Source organism: Acidobacteriota bacterium (assembly GCA_016712445.1).
GTDB lineage: Bacteria > Pseudomonadota > Alphaproteobacteria > Caulobacterales > Hyphomonadaceae > Hyphomonas.
Genome location: JADJRB010000001.1, coordinates 1,418,816 through 1,437,697 on the forward strand (window position 1 = coordinate 1,418,816; position 18,882 = coordinate 1,437,697).

At 60.3% G+C, this 18,882-nt stretch carries 18 protein-coding genes; 7 read left to right on the forward strand and 11 right to left on the reverse strand.

All coding sequences use genetic code 11. From position 1 onward, the window contains the following. Positions 1-518: 518 nt before the first annotated feature. On the forward strand, positions 519-950 hold the full coding sequence (locus IPK75_07280) for a hypothetical protein (protein ID MBK8198158.1): 432 nt from the start codon (positions 519-521) through the stop codon (positions 948-950). Positions 951-1,364: 414 nt separating this feature from the next. Here IPK75_07280 and IPK75_07285 read toward each other — a convergent pair whose 3' ends face one another. Further along, positions 1,365-2,489, reverse strand: a complete 1,125-nt coding sequence (locus IPK75_07285; GenBank protein ID MBK8198159.1) for an IS91 family transposase — start codon at positions 2,487-2,489, stop codon at positions 1,365-1,367. A 182-nt stretch (positions 2,490-2,671) separates the two neighbouring features. On the opposite strand from IPK75_07285, the gene IPK75_07290 reads away from it, so the two are divergent. From IPK75_07290 to IPK75_07305, 4 genes are all read left to right on the forward strand, one after another. Continuing rightward, the gene (locus IPK75_07290) at positions 2,672-3,103 is read left to right on the forward strand and encodes a DUF4102 domain-containing protein (GenBank protein MBK8198160.1); all 432 of its coding nucleotides are present in this window, start codon (positions 2,672-2,674) and stop codon (positions 3,101-3,103) included. Positions 3,104-3,117: 14 nt separating this feature from the next. Continuing rightward, positions 3,118-3,930 carry a site-specific integrase gene (locus IPK75_07295; protein ID MBK8198161.1) on the forward strand — a complete coding sequence of 271 codons (813 nt, stop codon included), beginning with the start codon at positions 3,118-3,120 and terminating at the stop codon, positions 3,928-3,930. A 201-nt stretch (positions 3,931-4,131) separates the two neighbouring features. Next, a complete protein-coding gene (locus IPK75_07300; GenBank protein MBK8198162.1) occupies positions 4,132-5,892 on the forward strand; it encodes a hypothetical protein in 1,761 nt (586 codons plus the stop codon). Between the two features lie 170 nt (positions 5,893-6,062). Then, positions 6,063-7,156, forward strand: a protein-coding gene (locus IPK75_07305; GenBank protein MBK8198163.1) for an IS3 family transposase whose coding sequence is annotated in 2 segments (ribosomal slippage) — positions 6,063-6,324 and positions 6,324-7,156 — 1,095 coding nt in all. Because the reading frame shifts where the segments join, the coding sequence is not laid out codon by codon here. 54 nt (positions 7,157-7,210) lie between these two features. Here IPK75_07305 and IPK75_07310 read toward each other — a convergent pair. The 3 genes from IPK75_07310 to IPK75_07320 form a co-directional block, all read right to left on the reverse strand. Then, positions 7,211-8,002 (reverse strand): hypothetical protein, encoded by a 792-nt coding sequence (locus IPK75_07310; protein MBK8198164.1) that lies wholly within the window; start codon positions 8,000-8,002, stop codon positions 7,211-7,213. Beyond that, positions 7,999-8,829, reverse strand: coding sequence for a hypothetical protein (locus IPK75_07315; protein MBK8198165.1), 831 nt, complete (start codon positions 8,827-8,829; stop codon positions 7,999-8,001). The genes IPK75_07310 and IPK75_07315 overlap by 4 nt, the downstream gene beginning before the upstream one ends. 379 nt (positions 8,830-9,208) lie before the next feature. Further along, complete coding sequence (locus IPK75_07320; protein ID MBK8198166.1) at positions 9,209-9,727, reverse strand: YqhA family protein; 519 nt, start codon at positions 9,725-9,727, stop codon at positions 9,209-9,211. A 360-nt stretch (positions 9,728-10,087) separates the two neighbouring features. On the opposite strand from IPK75_07320, the gene IPK75_07325 reads away from it, so the two are divergent. Together IPK75_07325 and IPK75_07330 are read left to right on the forward strand one after the other, a co-directional pair. After that, positions 10,088-10,477 (forward strand): hypothetical protein, encoded by a 390-nt coding sequence (locus tag IPK75_07325; protein ID MBK8198167.1) that lies wholly within the window; start codon positions 10,088-10,090, stop codon positions 10,475-10,477. 292 nt (positions 10,478-10,769) lie between these two features. Further along, positions 10,770-12,044 (forward strand): FAD-dependent oxidoreductase, encoded by a 1,275-nt coding sequence (locus IPK75_07330; protein MBK8198168.1) that lies wholly within the window; start codon positions 10,770-10,772, stop codon positions 12,042-12,044. Between the two features lie 264 nt (positions 12,045-12,308). Here IPK75_07330 and IPK75_07335 read toward each other — a convergent pair whose 3' ends face one another. From IPK75_07335 to IPK75_07365, 7 genes are all read right to left on the reverse strand, one after another. After that, entirely contained in the window at positions 12,309-12,896 is a 588-nt protein-coding gene (locus tag IPK75_07335) for a hypothetical protein (protein ID MBK8198169.1), read from the reverse strand. Between the two features lie 328 nt (positions 12,897-13,224). Continuing rightward, on the reverse strand, positions 13,225-14,424 hold the full coding sequence (locus IPK75_07340; protein MBK8198170.1) for a relaxase/mobilization nuclease domain-containing protein: 1,200 nt from the start codon (positions 14,422-14,424) through the stop codon (positions 13,225-13,227). Positions 14,425-14,644: 220 nt separating this feature from the next. Then, on the reverse strand, positions 14,645-15,181 hold the full coding sequence (locus tag IPK75_07345; GenBank protein ID MBK8198171.1) for a S26 family signal peptidase: 537 nt from the start codon (positions 15,179-15,181) through the stop codon (positions 14,645-14,647). Positions 15,182-15,272: 91 nt separating this feature from the next. Beyond that, entirely contained in the window at positions 15,273-15,596 is a 324-nt protein-coding gene (locus IPK75_07350) for a DUF736 domain-containing protein (protein MBK8198172.1), read from the reverse strand. Positions 15,597-16,049: 453 nt separating this feature from the next. Then, positions 16,050-17,819 (reverse strand): ParB/RepB/Spo0J family partition protein, encoded by a 1,770-nt coding sequence (locus IPK75_07355; protein ID MBK8198173.1) that lies wholly within the window; start codon positions 17,817-17,819, stop codon positions 16,050-16,052. A gap of 12 nt (positions 17,820-17,831) precedes the next feature. Next, positions 17,832-18,083: a hypothetical protein gene (locus tag IPK75_07360; GenBank protein MBK8198174.1), complete on the reverse strand. Its 252-nt coding sequence runs from the start codon at positions 18,081-18,083 to the stop codon at positions 17,832-17,834. A gap of 67 nt (positions 18,084-18,150) precedes the next feature. Next, on the reverse strand, positions 18,151-18,729 hold the full coding sequence (locus tag IPK75_07365; protein MBK8198175.1) for an antirestriction protein ArdA: 579 nt from the start codon (positions 18,727-18,729) through the stop codon (positions 18,151-18,153). Between the last annotated feature and the right edge of the window lie 153 nt (positions 18,730-18,882).

The following is an 18,882-nucleotide window of genomic DNA, read 5'->3' on the forward strand; positions in this document are numbered from 1 at the left end:
CGCGGCGCACATTTCGCCCGTCAGACCATATCTAAAGGTACCGCGCGAATTGCCTGCCGGAGCGATGTCGCAGCGCAAGTCCCGCAACTTCAGCATCCCATTCGAATCGGTCGGCCGAGGCGAACGTCTTGTTGGTCTCGGACTTTTTTGAGTCTGGCGGGCATTGGGATGTAAATCGGCGTAAGGTCCCGACGCCGATCGGCGCAATATCCGGTTGATTTTGCTAGAGGTGCCGGGGGCACATGCTGATGCCGATTCACACCTCCCTGAAATCAAACGGCTCGAACACTGGGTTCTTTGGACCGATACGCAGGCCGAAAACGTCCCTTTTTTTCAGACCCGTCGTTCGCTGAGGCAATCATGACAGGCAAGTCTGGGCCAGGTCGGCTCCGATCTACGGATTGGCTTCTGGCAGGCTCGCCTCAGTCCTGTCGTTCGGTTGCCTCAGCGCCACCAGGCGGGAGATCGCCGGTTGCAGTCATTGGTGCTTTGTCCCGCAGGCGCTATGACTGCAGTCAATGACATACGAACGAGTGCATGCAATCTGGGACCTGTACGATGGGATTCGAACGGGCATCGCCGACATGAATGGTGCTCCGCACTATTTTGCATCGCAGTACGAAGATACCGTCGACGACTACTCGGACAGTTTCAAGCTCTACCCCGTGGGTTCAAAGTTCATGCAACGCGCCATGCAACAGTGGTCGATCTATCGAGCCTGGGAACGTCAATTCCACAGCGGTGAAGCCGCACTCCAGACCCATCCCGGTCACGGTGGTGTCAATGCTGAATACGATGAATTGGAGTCATGGCTCGACGCCGAACTTGCACGCCTTCAGCCTTTGCCGACGCTCTACAAGGCGAGTTTTCGGGAACTACCCGGACAGGACGATCTCCCCGGTGCGATGCTTCGCGAGACGGAAGTCGTATGGTTGCCGTCGTCCGTTTAGGGCCAGGTTGGCTCCGATCGTCAGGTTTCTCGACCGGCAGGGTCGATACAATCGTGCCGCCGGGCCGCCTCACCGATACCAGGCCGGATTTCTAAAGCGATCAAGGACGCCCGCCATGCGCAGCCGGCGGCCCCGGGCCCGGTGGCGGGCGTCCTTGATCGCAGAATGCCTGACGCGCGGGTGGCTGGCACCGTTATGGAGATTTGAAGCTATCGCCTGCATTGCAGGTGGGCGCAGGCGGCCGTCCTGGGTGGTTCTGGCGCCGTCGGATGTCGCATGCACCGTGGATTTTGCCGGTGTCTGATGTGCCGCGTGCGCTGCTTTTCTGGCAGCGCGTTCGATCAGGCCGCAAGCTCCCGACGTCGCCGATGATGGCGAACGCGGGGACGTCGGCAACCGAGAACGGAGCGAACGTCATGAGGTGTCCATCCGTGCTTGTGGGCGTCGCTTGAGTTGCGCTGCCGGGGTCACCAGCTCGGCAAGGATCATCCGTCCACCGCAGCAGGGGCATGGCGCCGGCCCGGGGGCCGGCGCCTCCTGGGCCGGCGTTGGGTCGGGCATCGGTTCTGGCGGTGGTATGCGATCGGCGAGCAGGCTGCGTGCCTGCGCGATGGCGGCGCGGCGCTGGGTGTTGGCGAGGAGCCCGACATGCCGGATGCGGTGAAGGCCGTCGGGCAGAACGTGCTGCAGGAACCGCCGGGCAAACTCGCTGGCGGCGAGCGTCATGACCCCGTATCTGGTCTCGCCGTCCTTGCGATAGTCCTTGACCCGGAACGTCACGCGCTGGCCGTCATAGGCTGTGATCCGGCTGTTCGAGATCGCGATCCGGTGGGTATAGCGGGCGAGATAGGAGAGGACCTGGTCAGGCCCGGCGAACGGCTGCTTGGCATAGACGACCCAGTCGCGCCGGCGCTGGCTCTTCAGGAGGAGCGTGAACGCTTCCGGGTCTGCCAGCGGGGCGAGATCGCCGTGGAAGCTGAGCTTGCCGGCGGCATGGAGGCCGGCGAGCCGCTCGCACATCAGCCTGCGGAACAAGCGCGAGAGTACCCGCACGGGCAGGAAGAAGCCGCGGCGACAGTCGACCCAGCGCTTGCCATCCGGTGACAGGCCGCCGCCGGGCACGACGCCGTGGATGTGGGGATGATGGGTCATCGCTGATCCCCACGTATGCAGGACCAGGGTCGCGCCGAGCTTTGCGCCGAGATGCTTCGGGTCGGCGCCGATCGTCATCAGGGTCTCGGAGACGGCCTTGAACAGAGCGTCATAGACAACACGCTTGTTCTGGAACGCCACACGCGCCAGCGGCGCGGGCAGCGTGAACACGACATGGTAATAGGCGACGGGAAGCAGGTCCCGCCTGCGGGCCTCCAGCCAGTCATAGGAGGCCGCCGCCTGGCATCTCGGACAATGCCGGTTGCGGCAGGAGTTATAGGCAACGTCCATCGTCCCGCAGTCCTCGCAGCGGGAGACATGCCCACCGAGGGCAACGCTGGGCTGTTTTTTAGCGTTTCGGCCAGTTTCGAGTAGACGGCCTAACACACAGTATAATATAGTATTTTCAGGTAAACCGTCCGTGGGCGTTTCATTGTGTTTCGTTCCGTTTCGAAATCTGGTGGAGCCCCGGTGGAGTACCATTCGGCATTTGCCTTCCCGATATACGGAAAGGCAAAGGTCGCAAAAAGGCAAAGGTCGCGACGAGGGAGCGGGCACCCGAAGGCACTATGAAACTTACATTGAAAAGCATCGAGGCGGCGGAGCCGAGGCCCACCGAGTACGTCCTTTGGGATGACGAGCTCTCCTGTTTCGGTGTCCGCGTCCGGCCGGGCGGCGCAAAAACATTCATTGCAAAGACTCGCGTAGGAAAGGGTCGCGCGGCCCGCAAGATAACGATCACTCTCGGTAAGCCTGGCGCTATGACCGCGGATGACGCGCGCCGCAAAGCCCGCGCTGCGATTGCCGATGCGGCTGCTGGAAAGACGCCTGCGAAAGTCGTCAAGGCAACCGGACCTTCGACCGTTGGCGGGCTCTGCCAACTCTGGATCGAACGTTCAGCCCTGCGCTCGCGCCAGCGCGGGAAGCTCGCGGGCAAGTTACGGGACCCGCGCAACATCGCGGTCGATGTCGGCCGGATCAACGCGCATATCCTCCCCTGATTGGCAAGGTCAGCTTGAGCGAACTCAATGCGGGTGTGATCGCTCGTTTCCGTGACGCGGTCGCGCGCGGCGATACCGCCAAAGACACTAAGTCCAAAGCTCGCGGTGTGCGCCGCGTCCGGGGCGGGGAGGGGACTGCCAGCCGCACGCTGTCGCTCCTATCGTCCATATTCTCGTTCGGCGTGCGCGAAGGCTTTCTGCCTGCCAATCCCGCCCTCGGCGTCGAGAAGACGCCGAGCCGGTCCATGGAGCGGTTCCTCAGCCCTGATGAAATGCGCCGTCTTGGCGAGGCACTCGACCAGATCGAGAAAGCCGGTGCGCCAGCAGCCGGGATTGCGATCATACGCATGCTAGCGCTGTCCGGGGCGCGCAAAGGCGAGATCGAACAGCTGACCTGGAAAGAAGTTGATCTGCACACAGGCTTCCTGCGCCTCGCCACCTCGAAGACAGGCGCCAAGCTCATCCCCATCACCGGACCGATGCGGGCGATTTTCGAAGAGCGTTCAAAGCACGGGACGCTGGGATACGTGTTTGCGAGCGCCAATACGGAAACTTACTTCCAAGGCACACCGAAGCTCTGGCTGCGGGCGCGAAAGCTGGCGGGGCTTGAGGATGTCCGGCTTCACGACTTGCGCCATTCGGCAGCGTCGTTCGCGCTGGCTGGCGGCCTTGGGCTCGAAGTGATCGGCAAGCTGCTTGGTCATGCCGACATCAAAACGACCCGCAGGTATGCGCACCTCGCAGATGGCCATGTTCGCGCCGCCGCTGAAGCGATGGCCGATAACATTTCTGAGCTACTTTCAAATGGTCCGACAGCGCGCTCCTAGTCGAGCCGATTGGCCAAGTTATGCATGAGCGTCGTGGCTGACAGGCAAATAACAGGCCGAAGTCGGGCGGAGACAAGTTCGCGCCATCAGGCAATTGATCGCCGGTTGTGCCGGTTCATTCGTTCTAGGTTACGCGAATGGCCGGGGTGCGCGTGCTTCTCCGGCATAGGATTTGTGCCACTTAGTGTTCGAGGCAATACGGTGACGATTGACGTGGGGCCCAAAAGAACATACTGGCAACATTCGGGCGGATCATTTGGCGGCATTATGCGGTTCGGGTTACTGGTTGCAGCCTTGGTATTCTGGACCGCGCCGGACGCTCGCGCGCAGGCGTCCGCCACTACGGCGACGCCTCCAAAGCCTATCTATTTCGTGGTCGATGCGTCCGGCTCAATGCAAGGACAGAATAGGGAGGATGCGGAGCTATTGATGCGCGCTCTGTCCCTCCCAAGTGATCAACCTGTCTCGGTAGTTTTTTTCGGAAGCAAGCCTGCGACGCCTGACACCAATCTCTGCTTCGAAGCTTTCGACGTCGCAAAGCCCATCCCCCGCGGAAAGGATTTCCCACCAGCGCTCCCGGACTTGGGAGGCAAAGATGATCAGACAGCGATAACGAACGCGATCGATCAGGTGCTTGGCAAGATCGACGGCCCAGCCAAGCTGATCGTCATCACGGACGGCCAGGAACGCTGCAACAAGAACTTCAGCGAAATTCGTGCACGCCACCCGAATGCTGAGGACGTCGAGATTGAGGTTCGGCAAGTTGGCAATAATCCGAACGCTGAACTTCAAAAGCTACAAGAGCGCCCGCCCCCGAAACCAGCCATCACACCCATCCCGTCGCCTAACAAGGTAGAAGTTCACGTTGCGCTCGATCCAGACCGAACGAACGCTTGGGATCAAGCCCATTGGCCTGCGCGTTACTTTTGGCTGCCGCCCTATATGCTGCTCGCTGTGTCCGCCGGCTTTTTCGGCAGCAGCTTCGGAAATACAGCACGACGCTACAACGACGAAATCACCACGCTTCAGAACCTGAGACGTCGCGCGGACGACTATTTTGCTCAAAAGGGCCAGCGCCTAACTCAACAATGGCCACCATTCTTGAGCGATTCTGAGGCATCGAAAGATGGTGACAGCGCCCGAAGGATTAGCCTCGCGCTGTTCTTACTCGCATGTGCCGCCGGTCTTCCGCTGATCCTACTCAATGGCGCAACTCAAGAGTGGGCAATTGTGGCCCCGCTGTTCGCTCCGCTAGTCATTCTTGGGTTGCTCTTCATCGCTCCTCGAATGAGACGTAGATTTCCTATCGTTGAAGCTCTTCCATTGACGCTGGCAAATAAGATCGGTCTTGCAGTTTTCGCCATCCTCATTTCTGTCTCCTACTATCTCATAGACGGCGACCTTGCCCGGGGTGCTGCTTGGGTGGTTCTCAGCTCCGGCTTTTCTGCAGCTTTGGCGATTGTCGCTAGTGCGCCACTGCTCTTTGCAGGATCGCAGCTCGGTCAACTCGATCGCGCGAAGAGTTCCTACAAACACACCTGGGATCATGGACAGGACGAGCATCATCGACAGGAAATGGCCGAGGCTCGCGCAAAACAGGAAGAACGTGATCGAATTTTGTCGAGCATGTTCGGGTGGATATTCCCGCCGAGCACGACCACTCGAATTAGAGGTAAGAAGCTCCAGAAAGATCAAAACGCAGTTAGAAAGTATCTGGAATCGTTGGCTCGCGAAGTTGCCGAGCATGCAGAAAAGACAAAAGACAATTCAAGGCTATTCAGTTTGTATCAGACTGGTGATTTGGTCGGCGCAATCAAGCAGGTTGTTCAAATCTCCGACCTGAATTTGTCGGAGCGGATTAAGGTTGCTTTGTTGGAAATACCCGAGGCGTACGATTCGCTCAGTGAATCGAGAATTGCAGTCGCTTTCTCAGAAGCAGCAAAAATCATACGATCCAATTAGCTGTAGCGAGAGCATACGAGGGTATGCCGAGCGACCTGATAGGGCCAGGTCGGCTCCCATCATTGGGTTCCGTGTCCGGCAGGGTCACCTCAGTCCTGTGGTAATCATCCCCGAAATTAAGTGACTTGAAAACTGGACTTCTTCGGCTTTGATAGAGCACGGAGACGACCATGAAGAAATCGAGATTTACGGAAGCCCAGATCCTCGCGATCCTGAAGCAGGGCGAAGGCGGTGTGCCGGTTGCGGATCTTTGCCGCGAGCACGGGATCAGCAACGCTACTTTTTACAACTGGCGCAGCAAGTATGGCGGAATGGATGCGGCGATGCTGTCTGAGATGAAAGCGATGGCTGAAGAGAACCGGCGGCTGAAGAAGATGTATGCCGAGATGGCGATGCAGAATGAGTTGCTGAAGGATGCCTTGGGAAAAAAGTAGCAAGGCCATCTCGACGACGAGAGATGGCCAAAGAGGCTGTTCGAAAGAAGGGCGTGCCTATCGCGCTGGCCTGCCGCACCTTTGGCATCAGCGAGACCTGCTACCGATATGAGGCGAAACTGTCGGATGAGAATGCCGAGATTGCCGACTGGCTGGTGCGGCTGGCGAAGTCCGAGAAGACACGGCGCTGGGGCTTCGGCCTTTGCTATCTGTTCCTGCGCAATGTGCAGGGTTTTGCGTGGAACCATAAGCGCGTGCGCCGCATCTATTGCGAACTGGAGCTGAACTTGCGGATCAAGCCGAAGAAGCGACTGGTTCGGCCCGTGCCAGACAAACTGTTGGTTCCCGACCATCCGAATGAAATGTGGTCGATGGATTTCATGGCGGACCAACTCGGTGATGGTCGATCGTTCCGGACACTGAATGTGCTCGACGACTTCAACCGAGAAGGCCTCGCTATCGAGGTGGACTTCTCACTGCCTGCGGCCCGCGTGGTCCGCGCGCTCGACCAGATCATCGAGTGGCGCGGAAAGCCGATGGGGATTCGCGTTGACAATGGCCCCGAAAACATCAGTGGGAAGCTGCAAACCTGGGCCGCCAAACGCGGCATTGGGATCTTCTACATCCAACCCGGCAAGCCCCAGCAGAACGCCTACGTCGAACGCTACAACCGAACTGTTCGACAAGAATGGCTCGGGCAATACATCTGGAACACAATCGAGGAGGTCAAGGATCACGCCACGCGCTGGCTATGGATTTACAACAATGAGCGCCCGAATATGGGCATCGGCGGCATAACCCCCGCCATGAAACTGAAACACGCCGCATGAAGTCTAGGAAACAAGCCGCTTAAAAATGGGATGATTACCCCAGACGGCGGAGGATCACGGCGTGGCTCCCTCAGTCTCTGCAACGGGACGGCCGAGCGCGGAGAGCGCCTTGCGCAGCCTTGGTTCAAAACTGCCAGCAGTGATAGACACACGAAAAGCCGTCGCCTCCCATTCGTAGAAAAGCCCGACAAAGGCTTTGTCCTTGCAGGCCTCCTCGAGCGGTAAGGCAATGATCGGCTCCCGGTAGAGCGGCGGACTGAGCGGGCTATCGCTCAGCATCACGGCCAATATCTCATCAGGCCCGCTAACGGCCAGCGGCCCAACCGACAGCGCATCAGCGACTGATGCGAAGTTTTGAAGCGATTGCTCGCTGAAGGCGCGGTCATAGTACAGCGCGAAAGTGGCAAGTCGTAAGAACTCGGTCAACTGTTCTCGCGCGTCAACCGACTGATATTGCAGGAAAGCCTCATTGCCCAGAAACTGCTCTACGGCTGCGGTTTGCAGCAGCAATACGTAAGGCGCATTCAGCGGCACAAGGGCTGCCTTGACATTGGCCAGCGCGTCTTTATCGGCGCGGCAGGCGCGTAAATCCTCCAGCGCTGTCTGGATGACCGGCAACTCTATGGCGATATTTTTGCGAACCCGGTCTTGCATGGCAAGATTGCTGTTCAACTCAACAACCACCCGCTCAAGAGCTTGATCATAGACGCGCCGGTTCTCCCGTTCATTGCTCCAATTGGTGATCTGAAATGCGATCAGGATGCCCAGCACCACAATCAGGAAGTCGAGCCCCACCGCGAACCAGTTCTGGTCTCTCACATGCTTGGTCAGACGGCGGAGGATCATGGCTTGGTCACTTTCTGTTGAGCGGCCTCAAATTCGGCGGGCATCATGCGCCAGGCCGTCATGTTTTTTTCCACCATCGCAATCAATGCGTTGGTGTTTTCCAGCTCTGAAATCCGGTAGCGCAGCGCGCGCTCAAGACCGTCGGCGCTCCGCAATGCCGCCGCGGCCAGCGCGATGCGCTCTGGCGGAAGCGATAATTGGCACGGAAACTGGAGCACGGTCGCGTCGGGCTCAAACATCACGATAGCCGCTTCGTAGCTCTCGTAATTTTGCATTTTCTCATCGCCGCAATGGCGGCGCACATCGCGCTGCACGTCGAGCGGAATGATTTCACGGAACAGGCGGCGATAGGTCGATGACTGGGTCTCTGCAGAGGCCACATCGACCCACGCTTCTGCGTAATAGTTCTCTGCATCGCGCAGGATCATCGGATCCTTTAGCCGCAAGCCAATGCCCAGCGAGACAATCTCGTCATAGGCATAGCGCCGCTTGAAAATCCTGTTGAACTGCGTCGCCCGGAATGCCTTGATGAGATAATCCTCATCAGAGAGCGTCACCGTGCCCTCCGCATTAGCCAAAACCTGTTCAGCATTAGCCTGAACATCGCGGAAATAAAGCAGCCTTGCGCGGTAATCGATCGTTTCATCCGCCAGCTCAAACTCCAGTTGCCGCTCCAGCGCGACGGCCTTGCGGCTAAGGGCGGCATCGGCGTTCCAATTGCCGATCTGGATACCGAGGAAGACACCCGTGACAACGATCACGAAATCAAGCGCGACGGCGAACCAGTTCTGCGCCTTGACGTGTTGTGTCATTCGCCGCAACAGCATGCGCGTGTCCCCCAATTTCCCGTTACAAACCAAGGGGACCGTAGGACCTGTTTGCAATTGCACAAGCGCTCAAGGCGCGTATGGACGCGTGTGACGCAAAACAGACTTCCGCAATCGCGCGAGCGACCGGCAACTTAGGGCCAACGCGGCTCTCATGCTGAGGCTCCCCGGCCGGCAGGGTCACGTCAATCCGGTCATTGGGCCGCCTGACGGAAACCAGGCCGGAGTTCGCCGATTCCAGCCATTTAGCATCCGGCCCGAGTCGACCGGTGGTGCCAAATCAATGAAGAACGCGAAGATCGCTGGCCGTCTGATCGCACCCGTGAGGCGTCGGCGGAATCCAGGTCAAAGGCATGGGCGGCTTTCGCCCGACGGGCTCTTATTCCTTTTCCCGGGTCAACCTCTCCGCAACGGAAATCCCGATCGCGGAAAGCACGAACATGAAATGAATTACAGCCACAAACGCTACAATCTGCACGTTCTCCAGACTGAGGTCGCCGCCCAGGTAGGTCTTTAGCGCGTGGACGCCCGATATCGAGATGATGGCGAATGCGAGCTTCAGCTTCAGATTGTAGGTGTTTACGTGGTCCAGCCAATCCGGCTTTTTCATGTCCTTTTCGTCAAAGTGCCGGGTCGTCACGAACAGTGAAACACCTGCCAGAGACACAACCCAGACAAGTTGCGCCACCATGGTCATGTCCACCAGTTCCAGCACCTTGATGATCAGGTCGATCTTACTGATCTGTTCAAACAGCAGTGTGTTCATCAGCCTATAAGTTTCGAGCACGAACTTGCCCAGGATCCCGAGAATGATCGTGACAAGACCGACATAGAAGAACAGCATTGTGAAACGCATGCCGTAGAGTAGCGACCCGACCAATGAGAGTAGTTTTTCCATTCTTTCCGCCTTGAAACAAATATGACTGTTACATCCGGTAGCGCTGTCGCTGCAGTATCCGGCGCCGCACTGCCGAAAGCCTAGATGGCGCAGATGCAACTATCGGCGACGGTGCATCTGCCGCCGCCCGCTTCGGCTTACCCGACCAGAAAGCAGGACGAAATAGTCCGGGGCCGGCTTCGCAAAAAATCGGGCTCTTGCAGCCGCGACACTTTCGCATTGTCCCGGGCCAAACGCTTGCAGAAGGCCCTGGCGGTATCCACGTCTGCCGGCGAAGAGAAAAACCAATGACCATCAAGTCGCTTCACGGCCTCCGGCTGATCGAGGCTTTTGACAAGCAAAGAAAGATAAAGGGAAAACATGATGCGTACTGTTCTGGTGGCCGGTTTCGCACTGGTGCTTGGGGCCTGCGGTGATGCAGCCGACCTGCAACAAGTGAAGCAGGGCGCGCTCGATTTGGGCGGACAGGCGCTCGAGGCGGCAAGTGGCGCAGTGGACACCAAGACAGCTTGCGTTCTGGCCGGGCAATCGGAAGTGTTCTGCGGCTGCGTGCAGGACAGCCTGGGGTCAGAGATCACCGGCGAGCATCTGGAAGCGCTCAAGAATGTCCTCAGCGAAAGTCTCAGCGGTGAAGGCTTGCCGGCCGCCATCGAGAAAGCCGGCAATGTTGACGCCCAGACCCGCGAGGCATTGGTGCAATGTGCAACAACAGCCGCCGTTGAAGGCGCGTTGGGCGAGGCGGGGAACTAGCTCTTCACCCACGCTGACCGAGCGGCCTGAACCTACCCAGCCGGTTCTGAAGGTCCGATTGCTCTGCCGGCAAGTTAACCTTGGTTCAGTTGTTGAGCTGCCGCCTCGCTGCGATGCGGCAACTCAACGAACGGTGCCCTTTTTTGCTTGGTAAACTTTCCCGGATCGGCCTGTCGATCAATCGAACCGGTGTCCGACCCCGCAGCTTAACGACGGCTCTGCAGCCTTGATTGACAGACCAATACTCAGCGTAGCTTGATCCGGCGCCAACCAGACTTCTGAAGAGCCGACCTTGAAAACCGCCCCACCATCTTCTGCACCTGAGGTCGTCATCATTGGCGCTGGCGGCGCCGGGATCGCCGCGGCGCACCGTCTGCAGGCTCTCGGCTTTAGCGTGCTTGTGTTGGAAGCTTCCGACCGGATCGGCGGCCGGGCGTTCACAGAAAGCGAAACCTTCGGAATTCCATTCGACCATGGATGCGCCTGGCTGCAGGGCCCCGGTGATCTGCCCTACATCAGCGCCGCCCGCTCTGCAGGCTTCACCATGATCGATCATGACGATCCTCCCGGCGCCCTGTTTTCAGGAGGCCAGCCCGCCACGCCGGACGATGTGGATAAGTATGACAGGGCCGCATCCCGCCTCAGGCAATTGCTGGCATCCCACAAAGACGATGTTGCCGCGTCGAGCCTGGTGAAAGCAAGCGACCGATGGCTGGCCGCCGCTGCAACATGGCTCAGCGCGATGGATCACGGCGTCGATCTGACCGAGCTTTCGAGCGCCGATGTCGCGGTTTATGGCGCCTATGCGGTGAACGCCCTCGTCCGAGAGGGCTTGGGGTCCCTCGTCGCGAAGTTCGCAAAGGGTCTGCCCATCCAGACTGGTACCGTGGTCACGGGCGTCGACTGGTCGGGCACGGGCGTGACTGTCCGCACACAGAAGGGCGACATCCGGGCGCAAGCGGTCATCGTGACGGTTTCGACCGGTGTCATGTCCGGACGAGGGATCAGGTTTATGCCGGACTTGCCTGCAGAAGTCTGGCAAGCCTTTGACGACCTTCCCATGGGCCTGCTGACGAAGATCGCGCTGCAGACGGACGGGTCGCGTTTCGGCCTGCCGGAGAACGCCTTTGTCACGCGCGCCATCGATGAGCCCCTTCCGCCGAAAGCGGCCTTCTTTCTGTCTTTTCCGGCCGGAAATGATCTCTGCGTCGGGTTCGTGGGTGGGAGCCGGGCCTGGGAAATCGAGAAGGCAGGCGAGGACGCCGCCATCGCCTTCGCCACCGACCAGCTTGCCTCGATGCTGGGCAGCGATATCCGCCGCCACATCCGCAAAGGCCGGATGACGAACTGGGGCAGCAACCCTTGGACGCGCGGAGCTTACGCCGCTGCCCGGCCGGGACGGCACAAGGCGCGTGCCGCATTATCCAATTCTCTTGGAGACAGGGTTTTCTTTGCCGGCGAAGCGCTAGGCGGCGCCTATCCTGCGCTTCTCTCCGGCGCACACATCAGCGGCGAAGCGGCTGCCCGCCAGGCAGCCAATATCCTCGCGCCCAAGAAGAAAAGCTAACTTTGATGTCTGGTTAGGGCCAAGTCGGCTGAGATTGTCAGAACCGGCCACCGGCAGTGTTGCCTCAGTCCTGTCATTCCGCCGGCTTGCGGAAACCAGGCCGGACTTCGCCGAAGGCGGTCATTCAGCATCCGGCCGTCGGCATAAAAAAACCCGCTGAGGCATTCGCTTTGGCGGTCTAAACTGAGCAGAATCCGCTGGGTCGATACATCACAGTGCCACTGAATGGGCATACAAGCCGATTTCTGCCGGTTCGCACTGCGCCTATTTCTCTTTTGGCTTATATCCAAAGCCGTATTCTTGTCCTGTAAGGACGAAAATCTTGCCGCCATTCAGGCACCTCGCACAATCGCCCCGAATTGCGGAGGTGTGGAACGCAACCAACCCGCGGCTCATGCCGTAATAGAACACATTGATGTCTCCATCCGCATTCGTTGCCTGAATTATTGCGAAAGGTTCCACCTTGTGGAACCAGGAGGAGGTGAGAACATCAAGTACTGTGAATTCCGACCCGTTAGCAGACCATACTTTCCCACGCATGGGCTCCAAACCGTCAGGCAGGGCAAACACAAACTTTGCCTCGCGATTTGCTATGCAGATCGGGATTTCCTCGGAGGAACAATCAGACGAAACGGGCGCCACATGATCAAGCACAACGCGCACGCCGTCGTTCAGCATCAGGATTGAAAGCTCAGATCCAAACGGAGAAACGCTATTATACACAAACGATGTTCTTCGAAATACATCCTTTGTTTGCGTGTCGGTAGCGTCTGCTTGAGCATCAGTCGCCTGACAGCCGGAACCCAGCAATACAGCAAGAAAGATCAAGAGCCGGAACAATGGTTGGATCATTCCGGCCTCATTAGCTTGTTAGTTTCGTCGTCTTGTGAGTCATACATTCGATTGCGATCCTGATCCCCTAATCCGGCGGCTCATGCGTTTTGGTTCTCGAAATGGCGTACTTCATGAATGATCCAAGCGCCAATTGTTCGCTGTGTTCCAACCATCCCCGCCTCAACAATGACGACCGGCGGTTTAGGGCCAACGACTGTCGTAGAAGGGTACCTGACTCGTGCCATTCGCGCTCTCCAAATCGGCCATTCGCGGGTTTCGGAATGCAAACCAAATCCAGCCGACCTGCCATTCCAAAGCGCTTGACTGCTAATGCGGCCAAAGCAGCCTAACGCTCCAGTCCATTCCTAGACAACTGGCGCGCCAACCGCTCACGCTCGACCTGCTGCGATCGTTGTCGCTCGGCCATCAGTTGCTTGCGGATATCAAGGTGCAGCTCCATCGCCTTGAGGCGGTCCTGCCACTCCGGCTCGAACTGCAGCACGCCCCGCCGGACCTCTCGGGCAAGTCCGAGGCGTCGGAGCTCCTTGGTCCGAGCCCTGAGAGCAGCGGTCACATGGGGATCGCGGTTCTGTGCTTCCAGGCGGCGGACTTCTATCACGTGGCTTTCAGGCAACTGCGCGGCGATCAGCTTGTCGAGACGTGTCGGCGCATGGCCGGTGGTTTCCCTCTCAAGCGCCTCGCGCTCCTGGACGGGCGTGCGATGTCCGAGCCAATTCGTTGCCACATCTCGGGCGATCTCGCGCAGCCGGTGCCGGATGAAGTCACGGGGGAGGATCAAGTCCTGACCGTTGGCCCTTCGCCCGCGCAGGACGATGTGGGTGTGAGCATGCCCGGTGTCATGGTGATTGACGGCGAACCACGAGAAGCGCGTACCGAGCTCAGCTTCTGCGCGGGCCATGACTTCTCGCGTGTAGCTCGTCAGGTCCCTGAGGCGCTCGCCTTCTTCAGGCGCCAGGATGATCCGGAAGTGGCGCTTGTCAGATGTCGCCCAGCCCTCGGCGCGTGCGCCGCCATCAACGCTGTCCTCTGCCCGGTCATAGAACAGGACGCGGCCTTGCTCGCCTCGCGCGAGATAATCCGCATGTGCGCGGGCTGCCGCTTCTGGCGTTTCCAGATCTGGGCAGAGGGCAGGGGAGGCAGGCTCTTCGCTCAATTCACCACGCCCAGCGGCATCCCGCGCCAGGTAGCGCGTATGCGCCTTCAAGGCCGCGCCGCCACCACCTCCATGATTGAAGTAATGCACCTTGACCGCCGCGCGCTGGCGAAGGTCTGAGACCATCTCACCCGGCCCGACCGCTTTCGCATGACGCATCACGGGCGCCCGCTGGGCGAGGCGCCGGGAGAGCGGCTTGGTCGAACCGGCGCTATCGTTACGCTTAGCACTGCCAGCCAGCTGGCCATCGAGTCGGTCCGTCTCAACCGGCCTCAAGAGCCGCGAGGGCTTCATCGCGGAGAGGTCTTCGCCACTCGCGGCACGCGCGAGTTTTGAAGAGCTCATCAGGCGGTCATTCTTGCTATCGGTCATCGGCGACTCGCTTCACTGAGATAAAATTCAAAGCGTCCCTATGCGGATCAAACCACAGGCTGTGGCACGGCCTGTGGCGCAGGCTACGGCCTGCAAAAACCTCCGCGCCGACAGGCGTCTCGCGCGGCCTGCAGGCCGCGCCTTTATCTTGCCCTCCCTTTCTTTTGATCTGATCCATGACCAGAAGTGTACAAGTGCAGGGCCGAAAAGGATTCCGGTTTCATCGGCGAGGCGAAGACGACAGGTCTCCTGATCCGCGAAACTTGCGCCAGGGGCCGCCCAGATCGGCGCGCGCGGAAACACCCCAATAGCGTCCGTCAAAGCTTGCCGGATGATCGCCGAGCAGGAACACCTGTCCCTGGCCAAGCGTTACGCAGCCGTTCCAGGAGGGCAGGGGATCGCCGGCGGCATCGACATCTGCCCGTTCGGCGATGGGCGCACCATTGAGCGATATCGCGCGGCCTTCTGCGCAGACCGTGTCACCGTCCATGCCAGCGATGCGTTTGAGAAACCGGTCGCCCGCATCGACGAAATCACGTTTTGCGGCATAGTCCGGCGCGGCATGGATCGACCCGATCGAGACCACCGATCCGCGCACCAGCTCTGAACGGTCCCGGATGTAGAACCCTTTGGGGATCGAGTCCGATGGGTTGTAGAGGAAGAGCTCCTGCGGGCGCGCGGCCGCAAAGCCAAGCCCGGCGATCATGGACGCACAGACCAGCACTTTCGCGCGGGAGGAGAGGTTTAGCGCAGGCATCGCTGAGCCGTGACGCAAGTCCTGCGCCAGTCCAAAAGCATAGAGCCGCCCCGGAGGTTTCTCCGGGGCGGCCTGTTGCGGTAGGCCTGGATCAGTCCTTGGGGTTCCAGAGGATGACGTGCCGGCCTTTCTTGCCTTTGACCGGGGCGAGGTTCGCGAAGATCTTGCGGGGCCCGATCTGCGGGTCCGCGAGGGTGATCGAGAGGTAGTCTCGTCCTGAGGCCTTTGCCTTGCGCATCCAGCCGCCGCCGATTTCTGTGGCGGTTTCTCCGGCGAAGATGCGGTAGTCGGGTTGTCCGTCCCCGGCCTTGTCCGCGTTCTTCTCGATGCGGATGGGGCTGGTCAGGTTCATCATTGCGAGGGCGCCTTCAAAACCGGTCTTGGTTTCCGTGACGTATCCGAGTGCGTTTGCCATGGTGTTCTCCTTTTCGTTTCCTGGCTCGTCTTCCGGGAACCCCTTGTTCCCGTCGACGCCGGACCGAAAGGACGGCCTGCACCGGGCCAGAACCGGAACGGGCGCAGCAGAGCGGAGCACCGGCCCGCAGGAGAATTTTGGGGCGCGAGGAATGCGCGCAGCGCAGGGGAAAATTCTTCGGAAGGGGCGGTTTCAGGGCTGGCGCAGGTCGTCCAGGTCTAACGGCAAGAGACGGAAACAAGAGGTCCGCGAAGGGCAAGCATCCGAAACGAACGCGGCACACGTCCCGCAACGCAGTCCTGAATCGCACGGAAAATCACAAGGCGATTGCAAATTAACCAAACTCGCTTTGAACCTGCCGCTCCTTGATCCACGCACAGAGGCCCTCGCGGAAAAAGTCGCCCGGCGGCTGACGCCGGGCGACTTCATCCTTGCCGACAGCGAGACGAAAACTCAGGCCGCGTTGGCTTCGCGAGGCTCGGGCTCGGTGCCCGGCAGTTCCTCCGCACCCGCTTCGAACAGTCCTGAAATCCGCTCCCACACATCGGCAGGCAGTGAGCCCGCGCCTTCGACAAGGCGGGTGGGCGGCACCTGCATCCATCCGGGGCGCCAGTCCGGATTAGGCGCGCAGCCTTCTCCCGTGATCCGGTTCGCGATGACCGTCTTCTGCACTTTGGCGGTATCGGGGGCGCAGGTTTCCGCCAGTGACTTTGAGCCGATATCAGCGACCATCGCGTTGATCACCCGCTTGTCGCGCAGAAGATCGAAGAAGGCCTCGTCAGGGGTCCAGAACTCCGCTGGATCAGCGGCGCAGGTGTGAAGTACCGCCTCGACGGCAGGCCCGCCGGAGGTGAGCGTGTCCGCCATCGCGAGCGCCATCACCTGCATCACTTCAGTGTCCGACATGGCGAGTAGCGCAGCGAAGGATTCGCAGAGGTGATAGGCGTCGCCGTTCCGGCGCGGGACCGGCGCGCCGAGTGCGTCAAACAGCGTATCCGCGCGTTCGCGCGCAGCGCTGACCTCAGCAGCTGCAACGCCGCCTTCGACACTCGAAAGCGTCGCTTCCTTCACCGCACCCGGATTGTGAGGCCGGACATTCCAGAGCGTGGAGCCGCACAGGGCGTGAGCCGCCATCAGCCGCAGTGCGATGGCCGGGCTCCGGATCAGGCTCGCCTGCGCGGCGGCATGCCGGTGTAATCCGATATAGTCCGCCATCGGACCTGACATCTCGGGCCGGGTAACTGCTTCGGACGCGACCTCGCCCTCGACCTTTGCCGTCCTGGCCCTCCGGGCTTCGGCAGCTTTCAGCCAGCCTTCATGGAATGTGACCGTGCCATCATGGCGTTGTTCGACGATGACCTTGCCGCCCTGCTTCTTCGTTGTCTGGACATAGTCCCAGCGCTGGAAGTAGGCGCCGCGTTCCAGCAGCACCACATCGGCCCAGCGGCGTTCGCGGTAGCCTTGGGTCCGCGCGGCGATGGCCGCGTTCTGCGCCTCCCAGAACGCCGCTGCATCTGCAAACACTGCCGCCTCGCCAAACAGGTCTGCGGTGACCGCGCCGGTATAGGCGGCCAGGTCAAACAGCGCCTTGTCCGTCGTGATTGCGCTGCCTCCCGTAATCCATGCGCGGCAGACTCGCCCGATCGGGGCGCGCTCGGTCTCGCTGTTCCAGAGTTTCAGCCAGTCTGCCTGCTGTACAGGCGTTGCAAGTGTCAGCGCGCGCACGGTTTCGCGGTCGATGTCTTCATCGGCGTAGAGTTTCCGGATCGGGGCACTGAGCCCAGCGAGGGCCAGCACGCGCCGGACGGTCAGTTCGGTCACGCCGAAGAAAGCCGAGATGTCCTCGACGGTCCGGCCCTCGTCATGGAGTTTGCGGAACGCGGTGAACTGCTCCATTTCGGTCGCAGGCAGGCGAGCGACGTTCTCGATGATCGACGCCTCGATGGCGGAGGCGGCATCGCTTTCCGCCATCACGGCGCAGGGCACCAGCGGATCGGTCCCGGTCTCCCTTGCAATCTGCTGGAGCGCGAAGAACCGGCGGCGTCCGGCGACGATGCCATAGCCACCTGCTTCGCGCCGCACGAGCAGGGTCTGGCGGATGCCTTTCTCCCGGATCGAAGGCAGGATGTCGGAGACATCCGGGACTTTGCGTCCGCGGCGCATGTTGAGTTTGGAAATGCCGAGCTGGCTCAGCTTGATGTGGACGAGGTCAGGTTGTGACATGGGATAGCTCCTTCAAAATGGGAAAAGATGTTGGGGGGCAAGCGCGAGGCCCAGCCGCCAAGGCGGCAGGTGCCAGTTGATCGGCACGAAGGGCGCGCCAAAACTGTCGCGCTGCGCGTCGGGGGCCGTATCGCCCCAGTCATAGTCGTGGATAATGATGTCGGGGCGCCGCCCGGCAACCCAGATGCCGATCACAAAGCCCTGCGCGATGTCGAGCGTCAGTGACGGACGCGGGCCTAGCAGGCGTTCGAAGATGTCCGGCATCACGCGCCCTCCCTGCCGGGGCAAACGAAGGCCGCAAAACGGTCGGTGATCATGAGTGCGCCCTCCGTCACCGCGACCAGAAGACGTGGACTTCATCAAAGCCCGTCTGGAACACCATGATTTCGCCATTCATCGCCATGTCACGGGCGAGCGCCTGCCAGTCGATGTAATAGCTGAGGCTCTCGGGGATCGCGGTGCCGAGATCGTTGTGGAGTTCCTCGGCAAAGTCCGCTGCGCTGCGGTACTCGCCCGCATAGTCCTCGAAGGCGGTGCGCGCCTGTTCGAGGTCATCACAATAGTTCTGGTAGATGCGGGCACCCAACTCGCCATGCTCGGCGATAAAGTCGGCAAGGTCGCACACGGTTTCGAAGGACGCGTATTCGGACAGGCTCGCGCCTTCGAAGCCCTCGTAATCGTGGATGGCCGATTCTTCGGAATCTGGCTCGGGTGACGCCGCCAGCATTGCACGAACCTCGGCCCTGATCTCATCCGGCGTCGTCGCGTCGATCCACCGCCCGTGCAACCGTGCGTTATTGTAGGCTGCGAGGCAGGCAACATAAATGCGTGGCCGTTCGCCTGGCGTCGCTCCGGCGTCCCGGAGCAGCGCGCGCGTGGCGGGGGAAGGGGTAGTCGTTTGTCCGGTCATGTCAGTCTCCTCTGCCGCCGCGTTCCTGTCCGCATGAGGCGGTGGTGGGCGGCAGGGTCGGCGCATGGCCGGAGCGCATAAGGGCGCCGTGCAAGGGGTGCTGAAGGTAGGACGCCTACAGGCGCTCAGATGGTCTCAGGATCCGCCCCCTTG

What these genes read in the sequence shown, in the direction of transcription:
- IPK75_07325 (MBK8198167.1), top strand. Translation starts at nt 10,088, where the DNA reads ATGATGCGTACTGTTCTGGTGGCCGGTTTCGCACTGGTGCTTGGGGCC.
- IPK75_07310 (MBK8198164.1), bottom strand. Translation starts at nt 8,002, where the DNA reads ATGATCCTCCGCCGTCTGACCAAGCATGTGAGAGACCAGAACTGGTTC.
- IPK75_07365 (MBK8198175.1), bottom strand. Translation starts at nt 18,729, where the DNA reads ATGACCGGACAAACGACTACCCCTTCCCCCGCCACGCGCGCGCTGCTC.
- IPK75_07350 (MBK8198172.1), bottom strand. Translation starts at nt 15,596, where the DNA reads ATGGCAAACGCACTCGGATACGTCACGGAAACCAAGACCGGTTTTGAA.
- IPK75_07315 (MBK8198165.1), bottom strand. Translation starts at nt 8,829, where the DNA reads ATGCTGTTGCGGCGAATGACACAACACGTCAAGGCGCAGAACTGGTTC.
- IPK75_07290 (MBK8198160.1), top strand. Translation starts at nt 2,672, where the DNA reads ATGAAACTTACATTGAAAAGCATCGAGGCGGCGGAGCCGAGGCCCACC.
- IPK75_07335 (MBK8198169.1), bottom strand. Translation starts at nt 12,896, where the DNA reads ATGATCCAACCATTGTTCCGGCTCTTGATCTTTCTTGCTGTATTGCTG.
- IPK75_07280 (MBK8198158.1), top strand. Translation starts at nt 519, where the DNA reads ATGACATACGAACGAGTGCATGCAATCTGGGACCTGTACGATGGGATT.
- IPK75_07320 (MBK8198166.1), bottom strand. Translation starts at nt 9,727, where the DNA reads ATGGAAAAACTACTCTCATTGGTCGGGTCGCTACTCTACGGCATGCGT.
- IPK75_07355 (MBK8198173.1), bottom strand. Translation starts at nt 17,819, where the DNA reads ATGTCACAACCTGACCTCGTCCACATCAAGCTGAGCCAGCTCGGCATT.
- IPK75_07345 (MBK8198171.1), bottom strand. Translation starts at nt 15,181, where the DNA reads ATGCCTGCGCTAAACCTCTCCTCCCGCGCGAAAGTGCTGGTCTGTGCG.
- IPK75_07360 (MBK8198174.1), bottom strand. Translation starts at nt 18,083, where the DNA reads ATGCCGGACATCTTCGAACGCCTGCTAGGCCCGCGTCCGTCACTGACG.
- IPK75_07340 (MBK8198170.1), bottom strand. Translation starts at nt 14,424, where the DNA reads ATGACCGATAGCAAGAATGACCGCCTGATGAGCTCTTCAAAACTCGCG.